General features: G+C 59.5%; 21 protein-coding genes. 18 read left to right on the top strand and 3 right to left on the bottom strand.

What is annotated here, in order from left to right; genetic code table 11:
* Nucleotides 1-86 precede the first annotated feature (86 nt).
* Complete coding sequence (gene rne, locus COA55_RS01660; protein WP_290500308.1) at nt 87-3,332, bottom strand: ribonuclease E; 3,246 nt, start codon at nt 3,330-3,332, stop codon at nt 87-89.
* Between the two features lie 637 nt (nt 3,333-3,969).
* Between rne and COA55_RS01655 the strand changes: the two genes are divergently transcribed.
* The 3 genes from COA55_RS01655 to sppA are packed head-to-tail and all read left to right on the top strand — an operon-like array spanning nt 3,970 to nt 6,586.
* On the top strand, nt 3,970-4,923 hold the full coding sequence (locus COA55_RS01655; protein ID WP_063519616.1) for an RluA family pseudouridine synthase: 954 nt from the start codon (nt 3,970-3,972) through the stop codon (nt 4,921-4,923).
* Nucleotides 4,920-5,609, top strand: a complete 690-nt coding sequence (locus tag COA55_RS01650) for an HAD-IA family hydrolase (RefSeq protein WP_063519617.1) — start codon at nt 4,920-4,922, stop codon at nt 5,607-5,609. The genes COA55_RS01655 and COA55_RS01650 overlap by 4 nt, the downstream gene beginning before the upstream one ends.
* A 2-nt stretch (nt 5,610-5,611) precedes the next feature.
* Nucleotides 5,612-6,586 (top strand): signal peptide peptidase SppA, encoded by a 975-nt coding sequence (sppA, locus tag COA55_RS01645; RefSeq protein ID WP_063519618.1) that lies wholly within the window; start codon nt 5,612-5,614, stop codon nt 6,584-6,586.
* Nucleotides 6,587-6,720: 134 nt separating this feature from the next.
* On the opposite strand, the gene COA55_RS01640 is transcribed toward sppA, so the two are convergent.
* On the bottom strand, nt 6,721-7,314 hold the full coding sequence (locus COA55_RS01640) for a nucleoside triphosphate pyrophosphatase (RefSeq protein WP_290500306.1): 594 nt from the start codon (nt 7,312-7,314) through the stop codon (nt 6,721-6,723).
* A 136-nt stretch (nt 7,315-7,450) separates the two neighbouring features.
* Here COA55_RS01640 and COA55_RS01635 point away from each other — a divergent pair, with 136 nt between their 5' ends.
* The 15 genes from COA55_RS01635 (at nt 7,451) to COA55_RS01565 (ending at nt 21,284) form a co-directional block, all read left to right on the top strand.
* Nucleotides 7,451-7,966, top strand: a complete 516-nt coding sequence (locus COA55_RS01635) for a YceD family protein (RefSeq protein ID WP_063519620.1) — start codon at nt 7,451-7,453, stop codon at nt 7,964-7,966.
* Between the two features lie 33 nt (nt 7,967-7,999).
* Nucleotides 8,000-8,188 (top strand): 50S ribosomal protein L32, encoded by a 189-nt coding sequence (gene rpmF, locus COA55_RS01630; protein ID WP_007151009.1) that lies wholly within the window; start codon nt 8,000-8,002, stop codon nt 8,186-8,188.
* Between the two features lie 213 nt (nt 8,189-8,401).
* Nucleotides 8,402-9,418 (top strand): phosphate acyltransferase PlsX, encoded by a 1,017-nt coding sequence (plsX, locus tag COA55_RS01625; protein WP_063521667.1) that lies wholly within the window; start codon nt 8,402-8,404, stop codon nt 9,416-9,418.
* A gap of 127 nt (nt 9,419-9,545) precedes the next feature.
* Nucleotides 9,546-10,475 (top strand): ACP S-malonyltransferase, encoded by a 930-nt coding sequence (gene fabD, locus COA55_RS01620; protein WP_290500303.1) that lies wholly within the window; start codon nt 9,546-9,548, stop codon nt 10,473-10,475.
* 2 nt (nt 10,476-10,477) lie between these two features.
* The gene (gene fabG / locus COA55_RS01615) at nt 10,478-11,209 is read left to right on the top strand and encodes a 3-oxoacyl-ACP reductase FabG (protein WP_063519207.1); all 732 of its coding nucleotides are present in this window, start codon (nt 10,478-10,480) and stop codon (nt 11,207-11,209) included.
* Between the two features lie 186 nt (nt 11,210-11,395).
* Nucleotides 11,396-11,629, top strand: coding sequence for an acyl carrier protein (acpP, locus tag COA55_RS01610; RefSeq protein WP_007149764.1), 234 nt, complete (start codon nt 11,396-11,398; stop codon nt 11,627-11,629).
* Between the two features lie 187 nt (nt 11,630-11,816).
* Nucleotides 11,817-13,055, top strand: coding sequence for a beta-ketoacyl-ACP synthase II (gene fabF / locus COA55_RS01605; RefSeq protein WP_290500302.1), 1,239 nt, complete (start codon nt 11,817-11,819; stop codon nt 13,053-13,055).
* Nucleotides 13,055-13,867, top strand: a complete 813-nt coding sequence (pabC, locus tag COA55_RS01600; RefSeq protein WP_290500300.1) for an aminodeoxychorismate lyase — start codon at nt 13,055-13,057, stop codon at nt 13,865-13,867. The genes fabF and pabC overlap by 1 nt, the downstream gene beginning before the upstream one ends.
* Before the next feature lie 10 nt (nt 13,868-13,877).
* Nucleotides 13,878-14,936 carry an endolytic transglycosylase MltG gene (gene mltG / locus COA55_RS01595; protein WP_290500299.1) on the top strand — a complete coding sequence of 353 codons (1,059 nt, stop codon included), beginning with the start codon at nt 13,878-13,880 and terminating at the stop codon, nt 14,934-14,936.
* The gene (tmk, locus tag COA55_RS01590) at nt 14,933-15,559 is read left to right on the top strand and encodes a dTMP kinase (RefSeq protein ID WP_290500297.1); all 627 of its coding nucleotides are present in this window, start codon (nt 14,933-14,935) and stop codon (nt 15,557-15,559) included. The genes mltG and tmk overlap by 4 nt, the downstream gene beginning before the upstream one ends.
* Nucleotides 15,550-16,557 carry a DNA polymerase III subunit delta' gene (locus tag COA55_RS01585; protein WP_290500296.1) on the top strand — a complete coding sequence of 336 codons (1,008 nt, stop codon included), beginning with the start codon at nt 15,550-15,552 and terminating at the stop codon, nt 16,555-16,557. Before tmk ends, COA55_RS01585 begins: the two co-directional genes overlap by 10 nt.
* A gap of 51 nt (nt 16,558-16,608) precedes the next feature.
* Nucleotides 16,609-16,956: a PilZ domain-containing protein gene (locus COA55_RS01580; protein ID WP_007148593.1), complete on the top strand. Its 348-nt coding sequence runs from the start codon at nt 16,609-16,611 to the stop codon at nt 16,954-16,956.
* A gap of 289 nt (nt 16,957-17,245) precedes the next feature.
* Nucleotides 17,246-18,037, top strand: coding sequence for a TatD family hydrolase (locus COA55_RS01575; RefSeq protein WP_290500295.1), 792 nt, complete (start codon nt 17,246-17,248; stop codon nt 18,035-18,037).
* A complete protein-coding gene (locus COA55_RS01570) occupies nt 18,034-19,383 on the top strand; it encodes a DNA recombination protein RmuC (protein WP_290500293.1) in 1,350 nt (449 codons plus the stop codon). Before COA55_RS01575 ends, COA55_RS01570 begins: the two co-directional genes overlap by 4 nt.
* A gap of 254 nt (nt 19,384-19,637) precedes the next feature.
* Nucleotides 19,638-21,284: a serine protease gene (locus COA55_RS01565; protein WP_290500292.1), complete on the top strand. Its 1,647-nt coding sequence runs from the start codon at nt 19,638-19,640 to the stop codon at nt 21,282-21,284.
* Here COA55_RS01565 and COA55_RS01560 read toward each other — a convergent pair.
* Entirely contained in the window at nt 21,249-22,091 is an 843-nt protein-coding gene (locus tag COA55_RS01560; protein ID WP_063521294.1) for a hypothetical protein, read from the bottom strand. The genes COA55_RS01565 and COA55_RS01560 overlap by 36 nt on opposite strands.
* Nucleotides 22,092-22,108: the final 17 nt, after the last annotated feature.

Here is a 22,108-nt window from a genome sequence, read left to right as displayed (position 1 = left end):
GAAGCGTGTTATTCACTCTAATCCGGGAAGAACCATAAGCCACAAAAAAGCCCGCACGAAGCGGGCTTTTTTGTGGCTGGATGTCCTCAGTCTTCCGAGGACGATTCCGCTTGTTGCGCCTTGGCAGCGGCTTCCTGGGCGGCGAGCTGCTCACGACGACGCTGGCGTGGGTCGTTGCTGGCGCGGCCCTGCTCGGCGGCGGCGGGCTTCACTTCTGCCTTGACCGCTTTCACTTCCGTGGCACGGCTGGGCAGCTCATTGCTGGCCGGTGCCGGCTTGGGCTTTTCTTCCGCCTTTGGCGCCGGGGCTGCCGGGGTGGGTTTGTAGCCCGGGGAGCGTGGATCATTGCTGGCCCGGTTTGGAGCTGCTGGCTCAGCGGCGGGGGCTTCGGCTTTGGGGGCTTCGGCCTCTACCGCTTTCTCTGCCTGCTTTTGCTCTACCGGTTTGGTCGGCGCTGGCGCCTCAGCCGGTTTGGCCGCTTCTGGCTGAGCTGCCGGAGCGTCTTTGGCGGCTTCCGCTTGGGGAGCGGGTTGCGCTACGTTCTCGGCATCAGCGGTTTTCGGCGCATCAGCCTTGGGCTGCTGCGGCTGGCTTTCGGCAACCGGCTTTTCCTGCGCAGGAGTAGCGGCAGCAGTGTCACTGGTTGCCTGCTGAGCGCTGGCCGGTTTGTCGTCCTCGGCTTTCGGCGCGGCGGTGTTTTGCTCGGCCGGGGCCTGGGCGGCCGGTTGTTGCTCGGCAGCAGGTTGCTGCGGCTGAGCCGGTGCAGGGGGCTGTTCCGGTTTCGGTTCAGCTGCGGCTTGCGGCTTGCTGGCCGCCGGCTGTTGCTCGGTTGCCTGAGTAGCTTTGTTGGCTACCTCTTTTTTAGCCTGATCGTCTGCCTTCACTTGCGCAGACGGCTCCTGAGCCGGAACCAGCTTGGCGGGCGGGTGACCTTCGTCATCCACGGGCGCGGGCTGTTCGTTGCGTGGTCGGGCCGGTTTGGGCGCCTTGTTGGTGCGCTGCGGTTTGTCCGCAGAGGTTTGAGCTACCGCATTCTTGCCGTCGCTATTGTTTTCCCCTTTGCCAGGACGCTGGCGTTCGCGTAGCGGACGATCGTCCTTGGCATCGGTGCGGCGGGGGGCTTTCGGGCCCTTGTCGTTGCTTTTGCTGTCGGTGCTGTCAGCAGCATTGTCCGGCTTGCGGTTGTTACGCGGTTTGCCGCTGTCATTTGCCTTGTTGTCGTTACGACCGTCGCCACGGTTGTCATTGTTGCGGTTGTTGCGACGGTTGTCATTACGGCCACGACGCTCGTTACGGTTACCGTCGTCCTTGTTATCGCTACGGTTATCGTTGCGATTGTCGGAAGCGCGATTGTCTGCCTGGCGGTTGTCGTTCTTGCGGCCGCCATCCTTGTCGTTCTGGCGCTTGTTGCGGTTATTGCGATTGTCGTTATCGCTCGCTTTGCCGCCATCGCGCTTGTTGCGGTTGTCGTTCTTGCCGCGGTTATCGTTGTTGCGGCCGTCATTACGATTGTCGTTGCGGTTGCGGTTGTTGCCACCACGGCCACGGGCGTTCTGCTGCTGGCGCTGCTTGTTATCGCTTTTGCGCTGGGGCTGTTCTTTCTTCACCTTGGCGGGCTTGGGCTCAGCGGTAAAGACCTGGGCAAGCCAGGTGAACAGACGCGCCAGCAGACCCAGGTTCTGGGCCTGCGCTGTCGGTGCGGCAGCTGCCGGTTTGGGCGGCGGTGGGGCGGTGTCCGGAGCCATCAGTTTGACGGCGGGCTCCTGGGTCTTGATTTCCGTGTCCTGGGCGGAGGCGATATCTGCATCCTTGTTGCCCTCCAGCAGGTCCATCTCGTGGCTCAGCTGAGCGGACGTCTGGTCATCACGGATGCGCTCCACTTCGAAGTGGGGCGTGTCCAGGTTCTGGTTGGGAATGATGACCACGCGAACATTGTGGTTCTTCTCAATGGCGCGCAGGGGATCACGCTTTTCATTGAGCAGGTAGGTGGCCACGGCCACCGGCACCTGGGCCTGAATCTCGCCGGTGCGCTCTTTCATCACTTCTTCTTCGATAAGACGAAGAATGCTCAGCGCCAGTGATTTCACATCACGAATATGGCCCTGGCCGTCGCAACGCGGGCAGACGATGCTGGATGTCTCGCCGAGGCTGGGGCGAAGCCGTTGACGGGACAGTTCCAGCAGGCCGAAGCGGGAGATACGGCCCAGCTGGATGCGGGCCCGGTCTTGCTCCAGCGCATCGCGCATGCGGTTTTCCACGTCACGCTGGTTGCGTGCGGGGCCCATGTCGATGAAATCCACCACGATCAGGCCGCCGATATCACGCAGGCGCAGCTGCCGGGCGATTTCTTCGGCGGCTTCCAGGTTGGTGTTCAGGGCGGTTTCTTCGATATCCGCGCCCTTGGTGGCACGGGAGGAGTTGATGTCGATGGACACCAGTGCTTCTGTCGGGTCGATGACAATGGAGCCACCGGAGGGCAGCTTCACTTCCCGCTCGAAGGCGGTTTCGATTTGCGATTCAATCTGGAAACGGGAGAACAGTGGGGTCTCGTCGTCGTACAGTTTGATCTTGTGCTGGAAGTCCTGCATCACCTGCTGAACAAAGCCCTGGGCTTCGTCGTAGACTTTTTTGGAGTCGATCAGCACTTCGCCGATGTCTTTGCGCAGGTAGTCGCGGATGGCGCGAATGATGACGTTGGATTCCTGATAGATCAGGAAGGGCGCTTTGCGATCCTGGGAGGCATCGTCAATGGAGGTCCACAGCTTCAGCAGGTAGTTCAGGTCCCACTGCAGCTCTTCAGCACTGCGGCCCAGCCCGGCGGTGCGCACGATCACGCCCATTTCGTCGGGAATGGTCAGTGCACCCAGCGCTTCTTTCAGTTGCGCGCGCTCTTCCCCTTCGATGCGACGGGAGATGCCGCCGGCACGGGGGTTGTTGGGCATCAGTACCAGGTAGCGGCCAGCCAGGCTGATGAAGGTGGTGAGGGCGGCGCCTTTATTGCCGCGTTCCTCCTTGGCCACCTGAACGATGACTTCCTGGCCTTCCTTGATGACTTCCTTGATGTTAACGCGACCCTGAATGTCTTTGGGGTCTTTCTGGAAGTACTGGCGGGAAATTTCCTTGAGGGGAAGGAAGCCGTGGCGCTCGGCGCCGAAGTCTACAAAAGCCGCTTCCAGGGACGGTTCTACCCGGGTGATCTTGCCTTTGTAAATGTTGGCTTTTTTCTGTTCCCGTGTGCGGTGTTCAATATCCAGGTCATACAGACGTTGTCCGTCGACCAGAGCCACTCGTACCTCTTCAGGGTGAGTGGCGTTAATAAGCATACGTTTCATGGTGCTACCACAAGTTTGTGGTGGCATGGGGCAGGGCCGGGTGCAACCGGTAGCAGACCAGGGGGAGTGCTGTGGCAGGCATGTCACGGATTGGGCGCACGCTGGGCGTGTGATTCGCTTTCCTTGGTGATCGTGTTGCCTGAGTCAGCGGCTCTCCGAGTTGTGTGCAATGTTTAGTGCGTAATCATGCTGGCAGCTGGCCAGTCTGTAATGCTTCACGCGATTGCCGTGGTTGTGGAGTATGAATGTCTCCTTGCGCCACACAGCAATGTGTAAACTCTTGTCTGTCTGTTTTCCAGGTCGTTTGACCGGCGCTGCAGGCCACCATCGTTAATGTTCAGGGCCCGTTTTCGGGCGCTGTAAATGGGTCTTCTGCAGCGTGTGCCCAGTTCCGTGAGGGTATTTCCCTTCTGGAAGGTGGGCTTAACGCTTTTTCTGTGACCTGGGGGCGGGCTCTGTCTTCATCGGCTGTAGCCGGAGAGGGCCAAACGGCGAATGTTCGCTGCGCGTCGCCGTTGCCTATTTCAGGTCGACGCTTGACTATAGCAATAAAAGGCCAGCGGGATCAATCAGATAGATTGCTGACATGCTTGCGCCAGATGCAGACATTTCCGCCGATCACGCTTAGAATCGCGCCATGTCAGAAGATACCCCCGCAGCGAACCGGGTGACGTTTGTCACCATAGATGAAGGCCGGCATGGTCAGCGCCTGGATAATTTCCTGTTTACCCACCTTAAAGGGGTGCCTAAATCCCGTGTTTACCGGATTATTCGCTCCGGTGAGGTGCGCGTTAACAAGGGGCGCGCCAAGCAGACCACCCGACTGGCCAGCGGTGATGTGGTGCGTATTCCGCCCATTCGCACCAGTGAATCCGCCGCACCGCCGGCGGTGAGTGAGGGGTTGGCCGAGCGCTTGCGCCGGGCCTGTGTTTATGAAGATGACCAGCTATTCATTTTCAACAAGCCGGCAGGCCTGGCGGTGCATGGTGGCAGTGGTGTCAGTCTGGGGCTGATCGAAGCCTTGCGGGTGATGTATCCCGATGAAAAGGAAATGGAGCTGGTGCACCGGTTGGACCGCGACACCAGTGGCCTGATCATGGTGGCGCGGCGGCGTTCGTTTCTGCGCAAGCTGCAGCGCCTGATGCAGGGCGGCCAGGTGGAGAAGCGTTACTGGTTGCTGTGTCAGAGCTTCAAGGGCAAGGAGCGCACGCTTGATGCGCCCTTGCTGAAAATGATGAATGGCAACGAGCGCATCGTGCGGGTCTCCCGCGAGGGTAAGCCCTCGGTGACCCATTATCGCCTGCTCGAGCGGTTTGCTCAGGCGCAATTGGTGGAGGCCACTCTGGAAACCGGTCGCACCCATCAGATTCGGGTGCATAGCCAGTTTGGCGGCTTTCCCTTGTTGGGGGATGACAAATACGGAATTGCGAAAGGGGAGGCCCTGCTGACTGAGATCGGCCGCCGTCGCCTTTGTCTCCATGCCCGCACCCTGGTGTTTGTGCACCCGAACACGGGCAAGCGGCTGACGGTTACCGCGCCGCTGGATGACGATTACGAGGCGATTCTGACGGCCCTCAGGAGTCAGCGATGAATAATGCGCGTCCTTATGACCTGGTGATTTTCGACTGGGATGGCACGGTCATGGATTCCACCGGTCGTATTGTCAGCTGCATGCAGCTGGCGGCGCTGGATCTTGGGCTGCCTTCGCTGGCAGATCCGGTGGTATGCAGCATTATCGGGCTGGGATTGCCGGAAGCCATCGCCACGCTCTACCCGCAACTGGACGATGCGGGAATCGTCGCCATGCGCGATCGCTACGCTTTCCACTTTATCGCCGCCGAGCAGACCCCAAGCGCCCTTTATCCGGCGGCGGAACAGGTACTGACTCACTTGCGCGAAAGTGGCTTTAAGCTGGCGGTGGCCACCGGCAAGAGCCGAAAGGGGCTGCAGCGGGTGTGGGGAAATACCGGCCTGGATCGCTATTTTCATGCGTCACGCTGTGCCGATGAAAGCCAGTCCAAACCGCACCCGGCCATGGTGTTGGAGTTGCTGGAAACCATGGCGGTGGCGCCAGAGCGGGCGGTGGTGGTGGGTGATACCACGTTCGATCTGGAAATGGCCCGTGCTGCCGGGGTGGACCGCATTGGCGTGAGCTATGGTGCTCACCCGGTTGAACAATTGTTGCCGTGCGAGCCCTTGGCGGTGATCGACCGATTGGATCATTTGCTGCCGCTGGTGGGTTTGGCGGCGTCTGAATTTGTAATGGAGAGTGTGTGACTATGGAAAATCAGCCATCTTCCCGGCCCCCGCAGAATGAGCGGGAATGGAAGCTGATCGAAAAATTGCTGGGCCAGGCCCAGGATGAACAGCGCAAGTCCCGTCGCTGGGGCATCTTTTTCAAGGCGCTGACTTTTATATACCTGTTTACGCTGTTGGTGATGGTGATTCCGGGAAAAACCGGTTCAGCGGTGACCATGGCGGAAAAGCATGTGGGGATTGTTGACGTAAACGGTGTGATCGCGCCGGATCAGGATGCCAGTGCGGATTTGATCGTCACCGGCCTGACGCGGGCGTTTGAAGCGGAAAACACCACTGCCGTACTGTTGAAGATCAACAGCCCGGGTGGCTCGCCGGTGCAGTCAAATCAGGTGTACAACGCCATCAAACGGCTGCGTGCCGAGTACCCGGAAAAGAAAGTCTATGCGGCCATTACCGATGTGGGCGCCTCGGGGGCCTACTTTATCGCCTCCGCTGCGGATGAAATTTATGCTGACCCGGCCAGTATCGTCGGCTCCATTGGTGTGATCATGGCCGGTTTCGGCCTGGAGCAGGCAGCGGACAAGTTGGGTGTGGAGCGCCGTGTGCTGACCGCCGGTGAAAACAAGGACCTGATGGACCCGTTCTCGCCGATTCAGCCGGCCCATCGCAAGCATGTGCAGACCATGCTGGATGACATTCACCAGCAGTTTATTACCGCAGTGAAAGAAGGGCGCGGCGATCGCCTGAAGGTGGATGGCCACCCGGAACTGTTCTCTGGCCTGTTCTGGACCGGCGAGCGGGCACTGGATCTGGGGCTGATTGACGGCCTGATGAGCCCGGGGCAGGTGATTCGCGAAGTGGCGGGGCAGGAAGAAATGCTGAATTACAGCGCCAGCCGTTCTCCCATGGAAGAATTTATTCGCCGTTTTGGTGTATCCATTGGTGAAGGCATGGCAGCACAGTTGGGGTTGAGCGCCTCGCCGGTGATTCGTTGATCATAATAGCTACGAGCTACGAGCTACGAGCTACGAGCTACGAGCTACGAGCTACGAGCTACGAGAAGCTAGAAGCTAGAAGCTAGAAGAGGCGAGTTCCGAGAGAGATAGTGCTCGGAACTCGCCTCTTTCCTTTATATAGGCAGCTGAATCCCCTCGGCGGCCAGGAATTCGGTTAACACGATCAATGGCAGGCCCACCAGTGTATTCGGGTCGCGACCTTCCAGTGCCTTGAACAAGACAATGCCCAGCCCTTCGGATTTGAAGCTGCCGGCACAGTTCAGTGGCTGCTCTATGTCCACGTAGCGTTCGATTTGCGCCGGTTTCAGGGTGCGGAATTGCACATGAAACGGGTCACAGGCCACCTGGCTGCGACCGGTGGCGGTATTGAGCAGGCATAACCCAGTAAGGAAGGATACCCGCTGACCGCTGGCGGCGTTGAGCTGGCGGATCGCGGTGTCCCGGTCACCGGGCTTGCCCAGGACCTGATCGCCGATCACGGCGACCTGATCGGAACCGATGATCAGCGTGTCCGGGTGCTGATCGGCCAGCGCCAGGGCTTTTTCCCGGGCCAGGCGCACCACCAGCGCGGTGGGGGATTCACCCTCATGCCGGGACTCGTCGATATCCGGGCTCTGATGGATAAAATCCAGCTTCAGCTTGTCCAATAATTGCCGCCGAAAAGGCGATGAAGAGGCGAGTAACAGGGTCGGTGTCTGGTCAGTCATGGGGGTCTCCGCGCGTTGCGGGGGCAAGTGTAAGGATTATTTTTTCATGACGCACGAAAAACCCTGTTGACTCAGGTGCTTAGTGCCTCACATTAACTTTGACAGCAGGGCCTCACGGCCCTAGAATTGCGCGCTTATGTTTTCAGGGCAACTGCCACAGTTCCTCGATCCTCGCAAATATGCGGATCAGGGTCGCGTCGTTGAGGGCCAGCTTACCGTTGGAGACCTGCCTCGCCTGCAGGAATACCGCGAAAGTCTGGACCAGCCAGTAGCTATATCGCTGGCGTTCGATCGTGATGATGAGGGGCATCGGCGTATCGAGGGCGAGGTTAGCACCGTATTGGTGCTGCCATGTCAGCGCTGCCTGGAGCCAGTGAGTTATTCCATTACCGCCCATATTGATGTGGCGCTGGTGTGGAATGAAGATCAGGCCAAGGCATTGCCGGAGCGACTGGACCCCTGGTTAGTTGGCGAAGAACGTATGGTTCTCACCGATCTGATCGAAGAGGAACTGTTGCTGGCCATGCCGCTGGTGGCACTGCATGACCCTTGCCCGACAGCTTTACCGCATGATCGCGGTGAACCTGAGAAACACGAAAACGCGGATAATCCTTTTGCCGTGCTGGCCAAATTAAAAGGTCAAGGCAAGTAAATTCAGGCTGAATAAACGCCCGAGGAGCTCGAAATGGCTGTTCAAAAGAACCGTAAAACCCGTTCCAAGCGCGGCATGCGCCGCTCTCACGACGCGCTGCCCGCCGCTGCGCTGACTGAAGACACCAACACTGGTGAAGTGCACCGTCGTCACCACATTTCTCCGGATGGCATGTACCGCGGCCGTCAGGTGATCAGTCAGGGCGAATCTGACGACGAATAAGTTGTATGAAAACGGGAGCTGCGGCTCCCGTTTTTTTGTGCCCTGCTGGCTGAATGCTGTCTCTGTGCAGTGAAAGGCCGGTTTGTGCGGCACACTGAAATCCTCCTTCGGGAGGATTTTTTGTAAGTGGATTTGTGATTGAATGCGGGGAGCATGTCGCCGCCAGGCGTTTTTTGTCAGAATGCCCCCAAATTTGAATAAAGGAAGCAGCCCATGCCGGTTGTGACGTTAGCAGTGGATGCCATGGGGGGCGATCACGGCTTGTCCGTAACAGTGCCCGCAGTGGCAGCCATGCTGTCTCGCCATGCGCACATGCACATTATCCTGGTCGGCCAGCCCGAGCCGCTGGCTGACGCCTTGTCCCAGGCCAGTATCGCTGACCATCCCCGTATTACCGTCCAGCCTGCTTCTGAAGTGGTGGCCATGGATGACCCGGTTGCCGTGGCTCTGCGGCAGAAGAAAGACTCATCAATGCGCGTGGCCATTAATATGGTCAAGGAAGGGCGGGCCCAGGCGGCAGTCAGTGCCGGTAACACCGGTGCCCTGATGGCGGTGAGCCGCTTTGTGCTGAAAACTCTGCCAGGGGTAGACCGGCCTGCTATCTGCACGGCGATTCCCACGGCCAATGGCCACTGTCACATGCTCGATCTGGGTGCCAATGTGGATTCCGAACCCGTCCACCTGTTGCAATTCGCCCTGATGGGGCAGGCGGTCGTGCGTGCCGTCGATGGGGTGGAGCATCCCCGGGTCGCGCTACTCAACATTGGTGAGGAAGATATCAAGGGCAATGAGCAGATCAAGGAAGCGGCGGGCCTGTTGCGTGAAGCCGGCGACCTGAACTATGTGGGCTTCGTGGAAGGGAATGGCATTTTTGCCGGCGAAGCCGATGTGGTGGTCTGTGACGGCTTTGTCGGTAATGTTTCGCTGAAAACCATGGAAGGCGTGGCGAAAATGATCGGCAACATGTTGCGCGAAGAAATCAAGCAATCCTGGTTGCGTAAACTGTGTGGTCTGTTTGCCTTGCCGGTTCTGATCGGGCTGAAAAAGCGTATGGACCCGGACCACTATAACGGCGCCAGCCTGGTTGGTCTGCGCGGAGTGGTGGTGAAAAGCCACGGTGGTACCAGCAAGGAAGGCTTTGCCTGCGCGCTGGAAGTGGCGCAACTGGAAGCCCGGCGCAATGTGCCTTCTCTGATCAGTGATGCACTGGGCCAGGCCAGCACCGACTGAAATCCTGTGTCGGGGTCGGCTGGCCTCGATGCTGTTCATACTTTGTTTCAGGCCCGACCGGACAGCGAAAGCGAAAGCCGGCATACTGCGGCCTGCCTATTCCTGTCTATTTTCAAGGGGATGTTGAATGTCGAAGACAGCCTTTATTTTTCCCGGTCAGGGCTCTCAGAGTCTGGGGATGCTGAGTGAGTTTGCCGAACGCCCAGCAGTGAAGCAGACCTTTCAGGAAGCCTCCGGTGCACTGGACCAGGATCTCTGGGCGCTGGCCCAGGAGGGGCCGAAAGAGGCACTGAACCAGACTGAAATTACCCAGCCGCTGCTGCTGACAGCCGGTGTCGCCCTGTGGCGGTTGTGGGAACAAAGTGGTGGTCCGCGGCCGGATGTGTTGGCCGGGCATAGCCTGGGTGAATACACCGCCCTGACCTGCGCGGGTGTGGTTAATCTGGGTGATGCTGTGCGGTTGGTTCGCACCCGTGGCCAGCTGATGCAGCAGGCCGTAGGGCAGGGTGAGGGCAGCATGGCCGCTATCCTGGGCCTGGATGATGAACAGGTCCGTTCTGCCTGTGCGCAGGCTGCACAGGGCGGCGTGGTTGAAGCAGTCAATTTCAATGCCCCCGGTCAGGTGGTGATTGCGGGTTCTGCGGACGCGGTAGAGCGAGCTATTGCGGCCTGTAAAGAGGCCGGAGCGAAGCGCGCCATGGCGCTGCCGGTGAGCGTGCCATCTCACTGCGCGTTGATGAAACCGGCGGCGGAACAGCTGGCCGAGACCTTGAGCGGCACGCGTTTTCATGCGGCGGAAATGCCCGTGATCAACAATGTGGACGTGGCCATGGAAACGGATCCGGAGAAAATTCGTGATGCGTTGATTCGCCAGCTCTATTCGCCGGTACGCTGGGTGGAAACCATCCAGGCACTGAAAGAGCAGGGTGTTGGGCATCTCTATGAGTGTGGTCCGGGCAAGGTGCTGTGCGGGCTGGTGAAGCGCATTGATCGTGATTTGGCGGCTCGTCCGCTGGAAACAGAGGCGGCTTTCACGGCGGCCCTGCAAGGAGAATAAGAATGTCGGAAAAGAAAGTGGCGCTGGTCACTGGTGCAAGCCGGGGGATTGGCCGGGCGATTGCCGAACAGCTGATTGCCGACGGTTTCTTCGTTATCGGCACGGCCACCACAGATAAAGGGGCCGCTGCCATTGGCGATGCACTGGGCGAAAACGGTGCCGGCAAGGTGCTCAATGTCGCGGACAAGGAATCGGTGGACGCGACGATCAAGAGCATTAATGACGAGTTCGGTGCTCCCCTGGTACTGGTGAATAACGCCGGTATTACCCGCGACAACATCATGCTTCGGATGAAAGAAGATGAGTGGGAAGATGTCATCAATACCAACCTGAATTCCCTTTATCGCGTTAGCAAGGCATGCTTGAAGGGCATGACCAAGGCGCGTTGGGGCCGGATCATTAATATCAGTTCGGTGGTCGGTACCATGGGTAACGCCGGGCAAGCCAACTATGCGGCCGCCAAAGGCGGTGTGGAAGGTTTCTCCCGGGCGTTGGCTCGCGAGCTTGGCTCACGTAACATCACGGTGAATTCTGTTGCGCCGGGCTTTATCCAGACGGACATGACAGAGGCTTTGCCGGAAGCCCAGAAAGAGGCGCTTTTGCAGGGGATTCCCCTGGGGCGCCTGGGGCAGCCGGCGGAGATTGCCAGTGCTGTCGCCTGGCTGGCCAGTGATGGAGGTGGTTACGTAACCGGAACCACTTTGCACGTCAATGGGGGTATGTTTACCGGGTAGCTCAAAAAATGGGCATCCGAACGTTTCTGGGAAAGCTGTCTAATTGACTGTTTTCGCAGAAGAAAATATTTGGAAAAACTTCAAGGAAAGGCATCGGTCCAGTCGGCTTGCAAGCGCAAACAGCGTTCACCTAGAATAGCCGCTGACAGGTGCTAGCACACCATTAATCAGGAGAGTAATACGATCATGAGCAGCATCGAAGAACGCGTAAACAAAATCATCGTTGAGCAACTGGGTGTTAAACCGGAAGACGTAAAATCAGAAGCGTCCTTCGTTGAAGATCTGGGTGCAGACTCCCTGGACACCGTTGAGCTGGTGATGGCCCTGGAAGAAGAATTTGAAACCGAAATTCCGGACGAGGAAGCTGAGAAAATCAGCACCGTCCAATCCGCTGTGGATTACATCAAAGCGCACAGCTGAGTTCGGTTGTTCGAATAACAGAAAAGCCGCAGGTTCGATGAGCTTGCGGCTTTTTTGTGGCCAGAATATTTGCGGCGGCAAGTGACGTTTTCTTACATTACGGCGACCAGTTGTGGGTTGGCTTGTAGTAATCTTGTCGCATTAAGGTCTTTAAATGGCCTCAAATAATGGATTGGGAGGTAATCGGGTGACGTCACGTCGAGTCGTTATTACAGGGTTGGGAATGCTCACGCCGCTGGGAGTGGATGTGGCTTCTACCTGGGAAGGTATCAAGGCGGGCAAGAGTGGCATTCGCAATATCGAGCACTTTGATACGGAGCCCTTTGCTACCCGTTTCGCTGGCCTGGTGCCTGACTTTGATATTTCCGAGTACCTGTCTCCCAAAGACGCTCGCAAAATGGACGTCTTTGTTCAGTACGGGCTGGTAGCAGCCATCCAGGCCGTACGCGATGCGGGCCTGGATATGGAAAAGGAAGATGCCGAGCGTGTAGGGGCGGCGATCGGCTCCGGTATCGGTGGCCTCACCAATATCGAAGACAACCACCGAAAGCTGCTCGATTCCGGCCCCCGCAAGCTGTCACCGTTCTTTGTTCCGGGCACGATTATCAACATGATCGCGGGCAATCTGGCGATCATGTACGGCATGAAAGGTCCCAACTTTGCCACGGTAACGGCATGCACCACTGGCACCCATAATATTGGCTTTGCTGCTCAGCAGATTGTGCTGGGGCAAGCGGACGTGATGGTTGCCGGCGGTGCCGAGAAAGGCTCTTCGCCGCTGGGGCTGGGCGGTTTCGCCGCCGCCCGCGCGCTATCCACTCGCAACGATGACCCGCAAGCCGCCAGTCGCCCTTGGGACAAGGATCGGGATGGCTTCGTGCTGGCCGATGGTGCCGGCGCGGTGGTGCTGGAAGAATACGAGCACGCCAAGGCCCGTGGCGCCACGATTTATGCCGAGCTGGCAGGGTTTGGCATGAGTGATGATGCCTACCATATCACCTCCCCGGCGGAAGGTGGCGACGGCGCCATGCGGGCCATGCGCAATGCGCTTCGCAATGCCGGTGTCGAGCCGACCCAGGTGGATTACATCAATGCCCACGGCACCTCCACGCAAATGGGGGATGTGGCGGAAGCCATGGCAGTGAAAACTCTGTTTGGCGACCATGCCCATAATCTGGCGGTCAGCTCCACCAAATCCATGATCGGGCACCTGCTGGGTGCGGCGGGTGCAGTGGAGGCGATTTTCTCCATTCTTGCCATACGCGACTCAGTGGCACCGCCCACCATCAATCTGGATAACCCGGACGAAGGCTGCGATCTGAACTTCGTGGCGAACCAGGCGCAGGAATGTACCATCAACTACGCGCTGTCCAACTCGTTCGGTTTCGGTGGCACCAACGGCACCTTGCTGTTCAAGAAGGTGTAATGCCACTGAATCCCCGTGACCGCGGTTTCGCCTACGGAGACGGTGTGTTCGAAACCGTGCGCGTGGCCGCCTCCGGTGAACAGCCCTTGTGGCCGCGGCATCGTGCCCGCCTGGTTGGTGGGCTGCGAGCACTGGGCATTGCGCTGCCCGATGAATCCCGACTGGACGCTGCCCTTAACGAGGGCGTTGCTGCGCTTGGCGGTGAGGCCGGGGTGGTAAAGCTCACGGTCACCCGCGGTGTCGGCGGTCGGGGATATTTGCCCCCGGTACCCGCTCAGCCCACGGTTGTGTGGCAGAGCGGCGGCTTGCCCGTCTGGCCTGAACGCCATCGCCGCGAAGGCCTGGTGCTGGGACTTTGCCAGGCTCCGCTGTATCCTGACCTGCTGGCCGGATTCAAGCATCTGAACCGTCTTCCACAGGTCATGGCACGCCGGGAAGTGGCACGGCAGGGTTGGGACGAAGGGTTGCTGCTCAGTACCCGCAGGCAGCCTCTGGAAGCCACTTCCATGAATCTCTTTGCCCGCTTTGCCAATCACTGGTGGATGCCGGATCTGGATGCTGCCGGAGCTGGTGTGGCCGGTGTGATGCGGGCGCACTTGCACGAGACATTGCTGCAACGCGGCGAGAAAGTGGTCTGTGATCTGCGGCCACTGTCACAGCTGCGCACAGCCGATGGACTGTTTCTGTGTAACAGTGTTGTCGGCGTGCTCCCGGTGCGTAAACTGGCGCAATGGCATTGGCCGGTGCTGGCATCGGTCCGGGAACTGCAACAGTCGACAGAAACCTTTTTGGCCGGCTCACTGAAGGTCTAATAACCGCACTATGCGCAAAAAAATCCGTATTTTTGGACTGCTGGTTGTCTTGCTGGTAGTCGCTGTACCTGTGGCGGGGGCCTGGGTCAGCAGTTATCTACACCGCCCATTACCGGTTTCTGAAGCATTAACGGTGGAAGTGCCCCGGGGCGCCGGCTTGAGCCGTGTGCTGTATAACCTCAAAGAGGAGGGCATCCTGGGTGAGGGCCTGGAAGCCCGTTTCCGCCGGGTGGGAGCGCGAATCTATTCCGCTTTCACTGGCATGGACGGCCGTATGCATGTGGGTGAGTATCAGCTCAAGCCGGGCGACTCGTTGTTGTCTCTGCTGGAGAAAATCGATCGGGGTGATGTGCTGCAACGCAGCCTGACCCTGGTGGAAGGCTGGAACTTCCGCGAATTACGTGCCCGGCTGGCCTCCCAGGAGACCTTGAGTCACCGCCTGAAAGAGTTGACCGACGAGCAAGTGATGGCGGAGCTGGGGCGCCCGGACCGCCACCCGGAGGGATGGTTTGCGCCAGAAACCTATTTTTATACCCGTGGCACCTCAGACCTGACCATTCTGGCCCGGGCACTGGCGCGCCAGGAAAGTATTCTCGACGCTGCCTGGCAGCAGCGGGCCAAGGATTTGCCCTACGACACCCCATACGAAGCGCTGATCATGGCGTCTATCGTGGAAAGGGAAACCGGCGTGCCGGAAGAGCGTCCGGAAATTGCCGGCGTTTTTACCAATCGTTTGAACAAGGGCATGCGCCTGCAAACCGACCCGACGGTGATCTACGGCATGGGGGAGGCCTATGACGGAAATATTCGCCGCTCCGATCTGCGTCGCGCTACCCCTTACAATACCTACGTGATCAGCGGGTTGCCGCCCACTCCTATCGCCATGCCCGGCCGGGAAGCCATTCTGGCGGCGGTGAACCCGGGGAAAACCGAGTCCCTGTATTTCGTGGCCCGTGGTGATGGCAGCCATTCTTTTTCCAAAACCCTGGCCCAGCACCGCAAAGCCGTGCGTGAGTATCAGCTGCAACGCCGTGAAGGCTACCGTTCTTCACCCGGAGGCGGACAATGAGTGGCCGTTTCATCACCCTGGAAGGCGGCGAGGGCGCGGGCAAAAGCAGCAATCTGGAATGGCTGGCCGACGCTCTCAGAGCCGCCGGCAAGACGGTGACAGTGAGCCGCGAACCCGGCGGCACCGCCTTGGCGGAATCGATCCGTGGTGTACTGTTGGCGCCCGGTGATGAACCTATGGCGGATGATACGGAGTTGCTGCTGGTGTTCGCCGCCCGCGCGCAGCACCTGGAGCAGAAGATTCGTCCGGCACTGGCCCGTGGCGAATGGGTGCTGTGTGATCGTTTTGTGGACGCCACCTGGGCTTACCAGGGGGCAGGGCGAGGGCTGGACAGCGCAGCCATTGCCGACCTGGAAAGCCTGGTCATTCGCGACACCCGCCCGGACATGACCGTACTGTTTGATGTGCCGGTAGATGTGGGCATGGCACGTGCCGGCAAACGTGCCGCTCTGGATCGCATCGAACAGGAAGACCGGGCTTTTTTTGAACGTATCCGCCAGTGTTATCTGGCCCGTGCAGCCCAGGAGCCCGGTCGGTTCCGCACCGTGGATGCGGGGCAGCCGTTGGGGTCGGTACAGCAGCAGCTGGCCGCGATAGTCGAGGAGATGCTGGCATGGCCGTAACCGGCGCAAAAGTTCAGGCACCGTGCCCCTGGCATGGCGAGGTCATGGCGCAGTTGCTTGACCAGCACGCCCAGGGGCGGCTGCCCCATGCTTTGCTGCTGACCGGTGCCAAAGGCATCGGCAAGCTGCGCTTGGCCGAATCCCTGGCCCAGACCCTGCTTTGCGAGAAACCTTCCGCAGGGCTGCCCTGTGGCCACTGTCAGGGGTGTCAGCTCAGCACCGCCGGTACTCACCCCGATCTGCACCGCCTCAGCCCGGAAGAAAAAAGCAAAACCATCAAGATTGACCAGGTCCGCAAGCTGGTGGCGTTTGCCACCCGCACCGCTCAGTACAGTGGTTACCGGGTTGCCATTGTGTATCCGGCGGAAGCGCTCAACCGCAATGCCCAGAATGCCTTGCTGAAAACCCTGGAAGAGCCGGGCGCGCAGACCCTGTTGCTGCTGGTCAGTGATCAGCCGACGCTGTTGTTGCCGACCATTCGCAGCCGTTGCCAGCAGCGCACCTTGCCGTTACCGGAGCATGACCAGGCGCTGCAGTGGTTGCAGAGCCAGGTGGGCGAGAGCGCTGCCTCGTTACTGGATGCCGCCCAGGGCGCGCCGCTACAGGCGCTGGCACTGGAGCAGGCGGACTGGTTTGGCGACCGGGCCCGTTTGCTCGATACCCTGGTCAGCGTGGCAGAAGGGCGCCAGTCGGTGGCGCAAGCGTCGCCGGTGCTCGCCAAGCATGACCCTACCGAGATGGCCGGGGTGATTTATGGCTGGTTGTCACGCTGTTTGAATCAGCGCTTCTCCGGCCAGCAGAGCGCCGACGCATCCCTGGCTCCACTGCTGGAGCGACTCAGCAAGGCGGTGCCACCGGCGCGTTTGTTGCGGGCTGCCCAGCGGGTGCTGGAAGGGCGCCGCGCCTTGCTGTCCGGGGCCAACCCCAACAAGGAATTGCTGTACGAGCAGTGGTTGCTGGTGCTGGTGGGCGTTGACGCTGCGGCAGCAGCGCACTAACCTTGAGCCGGCTGTTCAAAGATTAATAATAATTTCGTAAGAGGCTCGCTCATGAAAATGCCCGGCGGTCGTAGTGGCATTCTGTCGCTTTCCATCAAAGACAAAGCGGTGCTGTACTCGGCCTACATGCCTTTCATTACCAATGGCGGCCTGTTTATTCCCACCGAAAAGCAATACAAGCTGGGAGAAGAAATCTTCCTGCTGCTCAATATCATGGACGAAGCCGACAAGATTCCGGTGGCGGGCAAGGTGATCTGGATCACGCCCAAAGGCGCTCAAGGTAACCGTAGTGCCGGGATCGGCGTGCAGTTCTCTGACCAGGATGACACTGCCCGCGTCACCATCGAAAATCACCTGGCAGGCTCGCTGGAATCGGATCGACCGACGCATACGATGTAGAACGCCGGACGCCGGACGCCGGACGCCGGACGCCGGACGCCGGACGCCGGACGCTAGAAGCTAGAAGCTAGAAGCTAGAAGCTAGAAGCTAGAAGCTAGAAGCTAGAAGCTAGAAGCTAGAAGCTAAATCCCGGCGTTGAGTCATTCAGTTTTAAAGCGGCAATACCCCAAGGTATTGCCGCTTTTGCGTTTAGCATCCGGCGTCTGGCATCAAGCGTGCCCACGTGCGGCGTGTCGCCTGTTGCCTATCTGCTCTACAATGCCAGCGTTTTTAACCTCGGAGTGTTCCATGTCTGCTACCCCTTTTGTGGATTCCCATTGCCATCTGGATCGCCTGAATCTTGACGCCCATGGTGGCGATTTCGAGACGATGATGGCGGCCACGGCGCAGGCGGGGGTCAGCCATATGCTGTGTATCGGTGTGGATCTGGAAAGCTTCCCGCAGGTGCAGGCACTGGCCGAGCAGTATGAGAACGTGTTTGCCAGCGTTGGCGTGCATCCTCTCTACAAGGAATCCCGCGAGCCACAACCTGGCGAATTGGTGGAGCGGGCCGGGCACCCCAAGGTGGTGGCGATTGGCGAGACCGGGCTGGATTACTTTTACGCCAGGGAAGAGCGTGAGTGGCAACAACGCTACTTTGTGGCCCATATTCAGGCGGCCCGGGAAACCGGCCTGCCGTTGGTTGTGCATACCCGTGGCGCCAAGGAAGACACGCTGGCGTTGTTGCGTGAGCATGGTGGTGGTCAGGTGCGCGGGGTGTTGCACTGTTTCACCGAGGATCTGGACATGGCCCTGCAGGCCATTGAGTTGGGTTTTTATATTTCCATCTCCGGCATTGTGACCTTCCGCAATGCCCAGGCCCTGCGCGACACCGTGAAGCAGCTGCCGCTGGAGCGGCTGCTGATTGAAACCGACTCGCCCTGGCTGGCGCCGGTGCCGTTCCGTGGCAAGCCCAATGAACCGCGTTACGTGGCGCATGTGGCTGAATGCGTCGCCGAGCTTCAGGGGGGCAGTGTGGCGGAGCTGGCCAAGGCCACCGCGGATAATTTCTTTTCCCTGTTTAACAAGGCGCAGGCATGAATCTGTATGCAATGATGGCGCTGGCAGCGCTATGTGGTGGAGCCGTGGCGGCACTGTTGGCTGTGCTGATCGAGCGGCGCCGGGCGGCGGTTCGCGAGGCGGCGCTGTTGGCGGAAAAGCAGGCCTTGAGCGAGCCCTTGGCCCAGGTGCCGTTGCTCAAGCAGCAGCTGCAAGAGCAGCAACAGCGTCAACGGGACAGCGACGCGCAGTTGCAACAGTTGGGGTCCGAGAAAGCGCGGCTGGAAGAACGTCTGGCTGGCCAGCAGGAGAAACTGGCCTTTTCCGAGCAAAGCCGCAACCAGCTGAAACAGGAGTTTGAAAACCTGTCAGGGAAGGTGCTTGAGCAGCGCGGCAAGCAGCTGCAGGAGCAGCACCAACAGGGCCTGGATGGCATGCTCAAGCCGTTTCGTGAGCAGCTGGCGGATTTCCGTCGCCGGGTGGACCAGATTCACAGTGACGAGACCCGCGCCCAGGCGTCCCTGATCGAACAGCTGGGCCACCTGAAAAGCCTGAACCAGCAGATGCACGAAGACGCCCGCAACCTGACCGATGCGTTGAAAGGGCAGGCCAAGACCCAGGGTAACTGGGGTGAAATGATTCTGGAGCGGGTGCTGGAGTCTTCCGGCCTGACCCGGGGCCGTGAATACGAAACCCAGGTCACCCTGAAGGACGAGAGCGGCCAGCGTCGCCTGCCCGATGCCATCGTTCACCTGCCGGAAAACAAGGATGTGGTGATTGATGCGAAAGTGTCTCTGGTTGCCTATGAGCGGCTGTCTGCGGCGTCTACGTCAGAGGAGCGCGAACAGGCATTACGAGATCACCTGACCTCACTGCGCAGCCATATCAAGGGCCTGGACACCAAGGATTACAGTGGCCTTGAAGGGATCCGCAGCCTGGATTTCGTGCTGCTCTTTATTCCCATCGAAGGGGCTTTCATGGTGGCGATGGAGCAGGATTCCAGCCTCTATACGGATGCCTTTGCCCGCAACATTGTCCTGGTCAGCCCGACCACGCTACTGGTGACCCTGCGCACCATCCAGAATATCTGGCGTTACGAATACCAGAACCGCAATGCGCTGGATATTGCCGATCGTGCCGGGAAAATCTGTGACCAGGTGTCGCTGATCGGGGAATCCATGGACGATCTGGGTGACAAGATCGGCAAGGCCCAGACGGCATGGGACACCACCTTCAAACGTCTCAGCAGTGGCCGCGGCAATCTTTACCGCCAGGCCCAGCAATTGAAGGATCTGGGCGCCAAAGCACGCAGGGCGTTACCGGAGCCTGGCGATGATGAGGATGATGGGGTCAGGATGACGGATCAGTCAGGCCGTAAAGAAACATAAGAAGTGTAAAATGTTTACTTTATATAAAGTAAATTTTAGATGATTTAAATGCACTGTAATTGATTGCAATTTGATGAGCTTTGTCGCTAAAAGTGGCAAAAGTGGGCGGAAAATGACGGGACTTGGTGGTCATTTTTCAGCGTCTTCAGGTACGAATGTGCCACCATTGTAATATCAGAACTGGGTCACAGGATTACGCCGAAAACCTTAGTTAGTATGCGCTCCGTAACGTAATGCTAACGAAAGGTAATCTTATGTATCGTTTGATGTTCGCCCTGATGCTGGGGATGGGCCTGGCTCAAACGGTATCGGCGCTTGACGCTCAACCTCGCATTATCGGGGGACAGGACGTAGCAACAATCCGGCCGTGGATGGCCGAAGTGGAAATCAGTCGATCCGGAAACCCTGCCTACGCTGCCACGCTGTGTGGCGGAACCTTGATTGCGCCCGGCTGGGTGCTGACGGCCGCACACTGTGTGGTGACCTCCAGCGGTGCGACCTTGCAGGCGGGGCAATTGTTTGTGGCCCTGGGGAGCCTGGATCGCACAACCGCTAGCCCGCCGGAGCGCCTGGCGGTGTCCTCGGTGCGGGTGCACCCGGATTACCGTGCTGTCACTTTCCACAATGATCTGGCGCTGTTGCAGCTGGCCTCAGACAGCACCGCCACGCCACTGGACCTGGCCAAACCGCAGACCGTGTCTGCGCTGACCAGGGGCAGTAGCGACGAAGCCCTGCAGATAATGGGGTGGGGCTCCACCTCTCCCAGCGGCAATGGCCTTTCCAATTCTCTGCGCGAAGCCCGTGTGGACTACGTGTCCAGCGGCTATTGCGCCAGCCAGTGGAGCAACCTGAGCGGTAACCAGATTTGTGCGGGTGAAATGAACCCCCGGGGTGTCGCCCAGGATTCCTGTCGGGGTGATAGTGGCGGGCCTTTGGTGTACGGCGAGCCGGGGCAGCAATGGCTGGTCGGGGTTACCAGCTACGGCCATGAGCAGTGTGCCACCGCCGGCGTGCCGGCAGTTTATACCCGTGTGGACCGTTATCTGACCTGGCTGGAACAAACCACCTCGGGCAGCCTTGTGGATCTTGCCCTGACGGGCGCCACCTCTGATACCTACAGCAGCCCAGGGGCTGCCACCACGCTGCGTACCGGTATTACCAACACCAGCCAGCAGACCCGGGCCAATAATGTGGGCCTGCGAGTCACGCACAAGAACGGGCTCACGGTACGTGTTCCCGGGTTGGCTTGTGTAAAGCGCAGTGGCTATACAGATTGCCGTGGCAGCACGGATCTGACGCTTGGCCAGCAAACCGAGACTTACAGTGTCGTTCTCAGTGCCAGTGGCCGCTGGGTGGATGAGGTTCGCGTTGAGCCGATTAGCAGTGTGTCCCATGACTATTTCGCCGGCCTGGGCGAAAGCTTCAAGTTGGTCTTCAGCAATGAGCCGGATGTGGTACTCAGCCTGACCACGCAGCGGGGCAATGATGGCCTGGTGCGGGTCAATGCCCAGGTCACCAATGCGGCGACCCATCAGGCAGCGGCGCGGGTGCGGGTTGGCTTTACCTTGCCGTCCGGGTGGAGTCCGGTGTCACTGCCTGAGAACTGTGCCGGGGGCGGCCTGGTGCAATGCGGGCTTGGCGATATGTCGCCGGGTGAAGTGGCGTCCCAGCAACTGATTCTGGACGGTCAGGGCGATGATAGCCTGGCCGTGCAGGTGTGGACCGATAACGGGGATTACCCGGCGAACGATAGCTCGGCAAGCACCCGGCCGGCCCAAGCGCGCAGCAGTGCGTCCAGTGGCGGCACTGCCAGTGGCGGGAGCGATGGCGGCGGTGGCAGTTTGCCCTGGTGGCTGCTGGCGCTATTATCCGTGGTGTCCGTTCGGCGGCTCCACCAGTGACAGGTGGCGCTGACGTTCCGGCGCCAGCGCGCCCTGATTGCCCTTCCAGGGCAGGGCGTCAATCCCCTTGGGGATGGCATCCAGCTGGAAGGGCGCCTTGATAATTTCGAAGTAGGGCGAGTGGTCGAAGTCCGCAGCAGTAATGGCTCGGGGTTGCAGCCGGAGCAAGCGGGCGGCGGGCTCGCTTTCCTTCACCAGCGGCATGACCGGGAATTGCACAAAGCTGAAGGCATCGGCGACGACGGTGCCACTGAGTGCCTTGATCAATTCACCGGCCCAGCGGCGGAACAGGCTGGTGCGCCAGCGCAGGGGTAGCCAGCGCCAGGGTAGCAGGGTCATCATGGCCAGTGCGCCCCAGGACTGGGCTCCCCCGGCGCCAATGCGGCTGATGGCGTAGCGGAGTACATCCTGGGCTTCATTGTCACTCAGGCCCTGTGCCCGGCAGACGCGAATCTGACGACCTTCCAGTGCGGACAGCGGCTCCACGATCAACCCCCGTTCCAGGCGGGCATCAATCACCAGTTGGGTATCCGGTTCGCAGGGGGTGTAATCCGCCAACAGGGCGCGCAGGGCCGGGTCGGCTACGTCGTGCAGCCGGCCAATGTAGAGTACCGCCCGCGCGTAGCGGCTATCGCCGATCACCTTGAAGGTGCGGTCCACGCTGCTGTGCCCGGCCACCAACAGCACGTCACAGGATTTCAGCACCGTACGCAGGCTTTCCAGGTCCGCGCTGGGCTGGCCACTGAACTGCTCATCACGCTGTAAACGGCGGCAGATCCATTGATAAAAGGCCAGCTGTCGGTTCATCTGTGAGGCTCCGGTAT

The sequence above is a fragment of the Alcanivorax sp. genome, assembly GCF_002733835.1.
GTDB lineage: Bacteria > Pseudomonadota > Gammaproteobacteria > Pseudomonadales > Alcanivoracaceae > Alcanivorax.
Note: the sequence above shows the minus strand (reverse complement) of the source record. Positions and strands in the feature narration are given on the sequence as shown.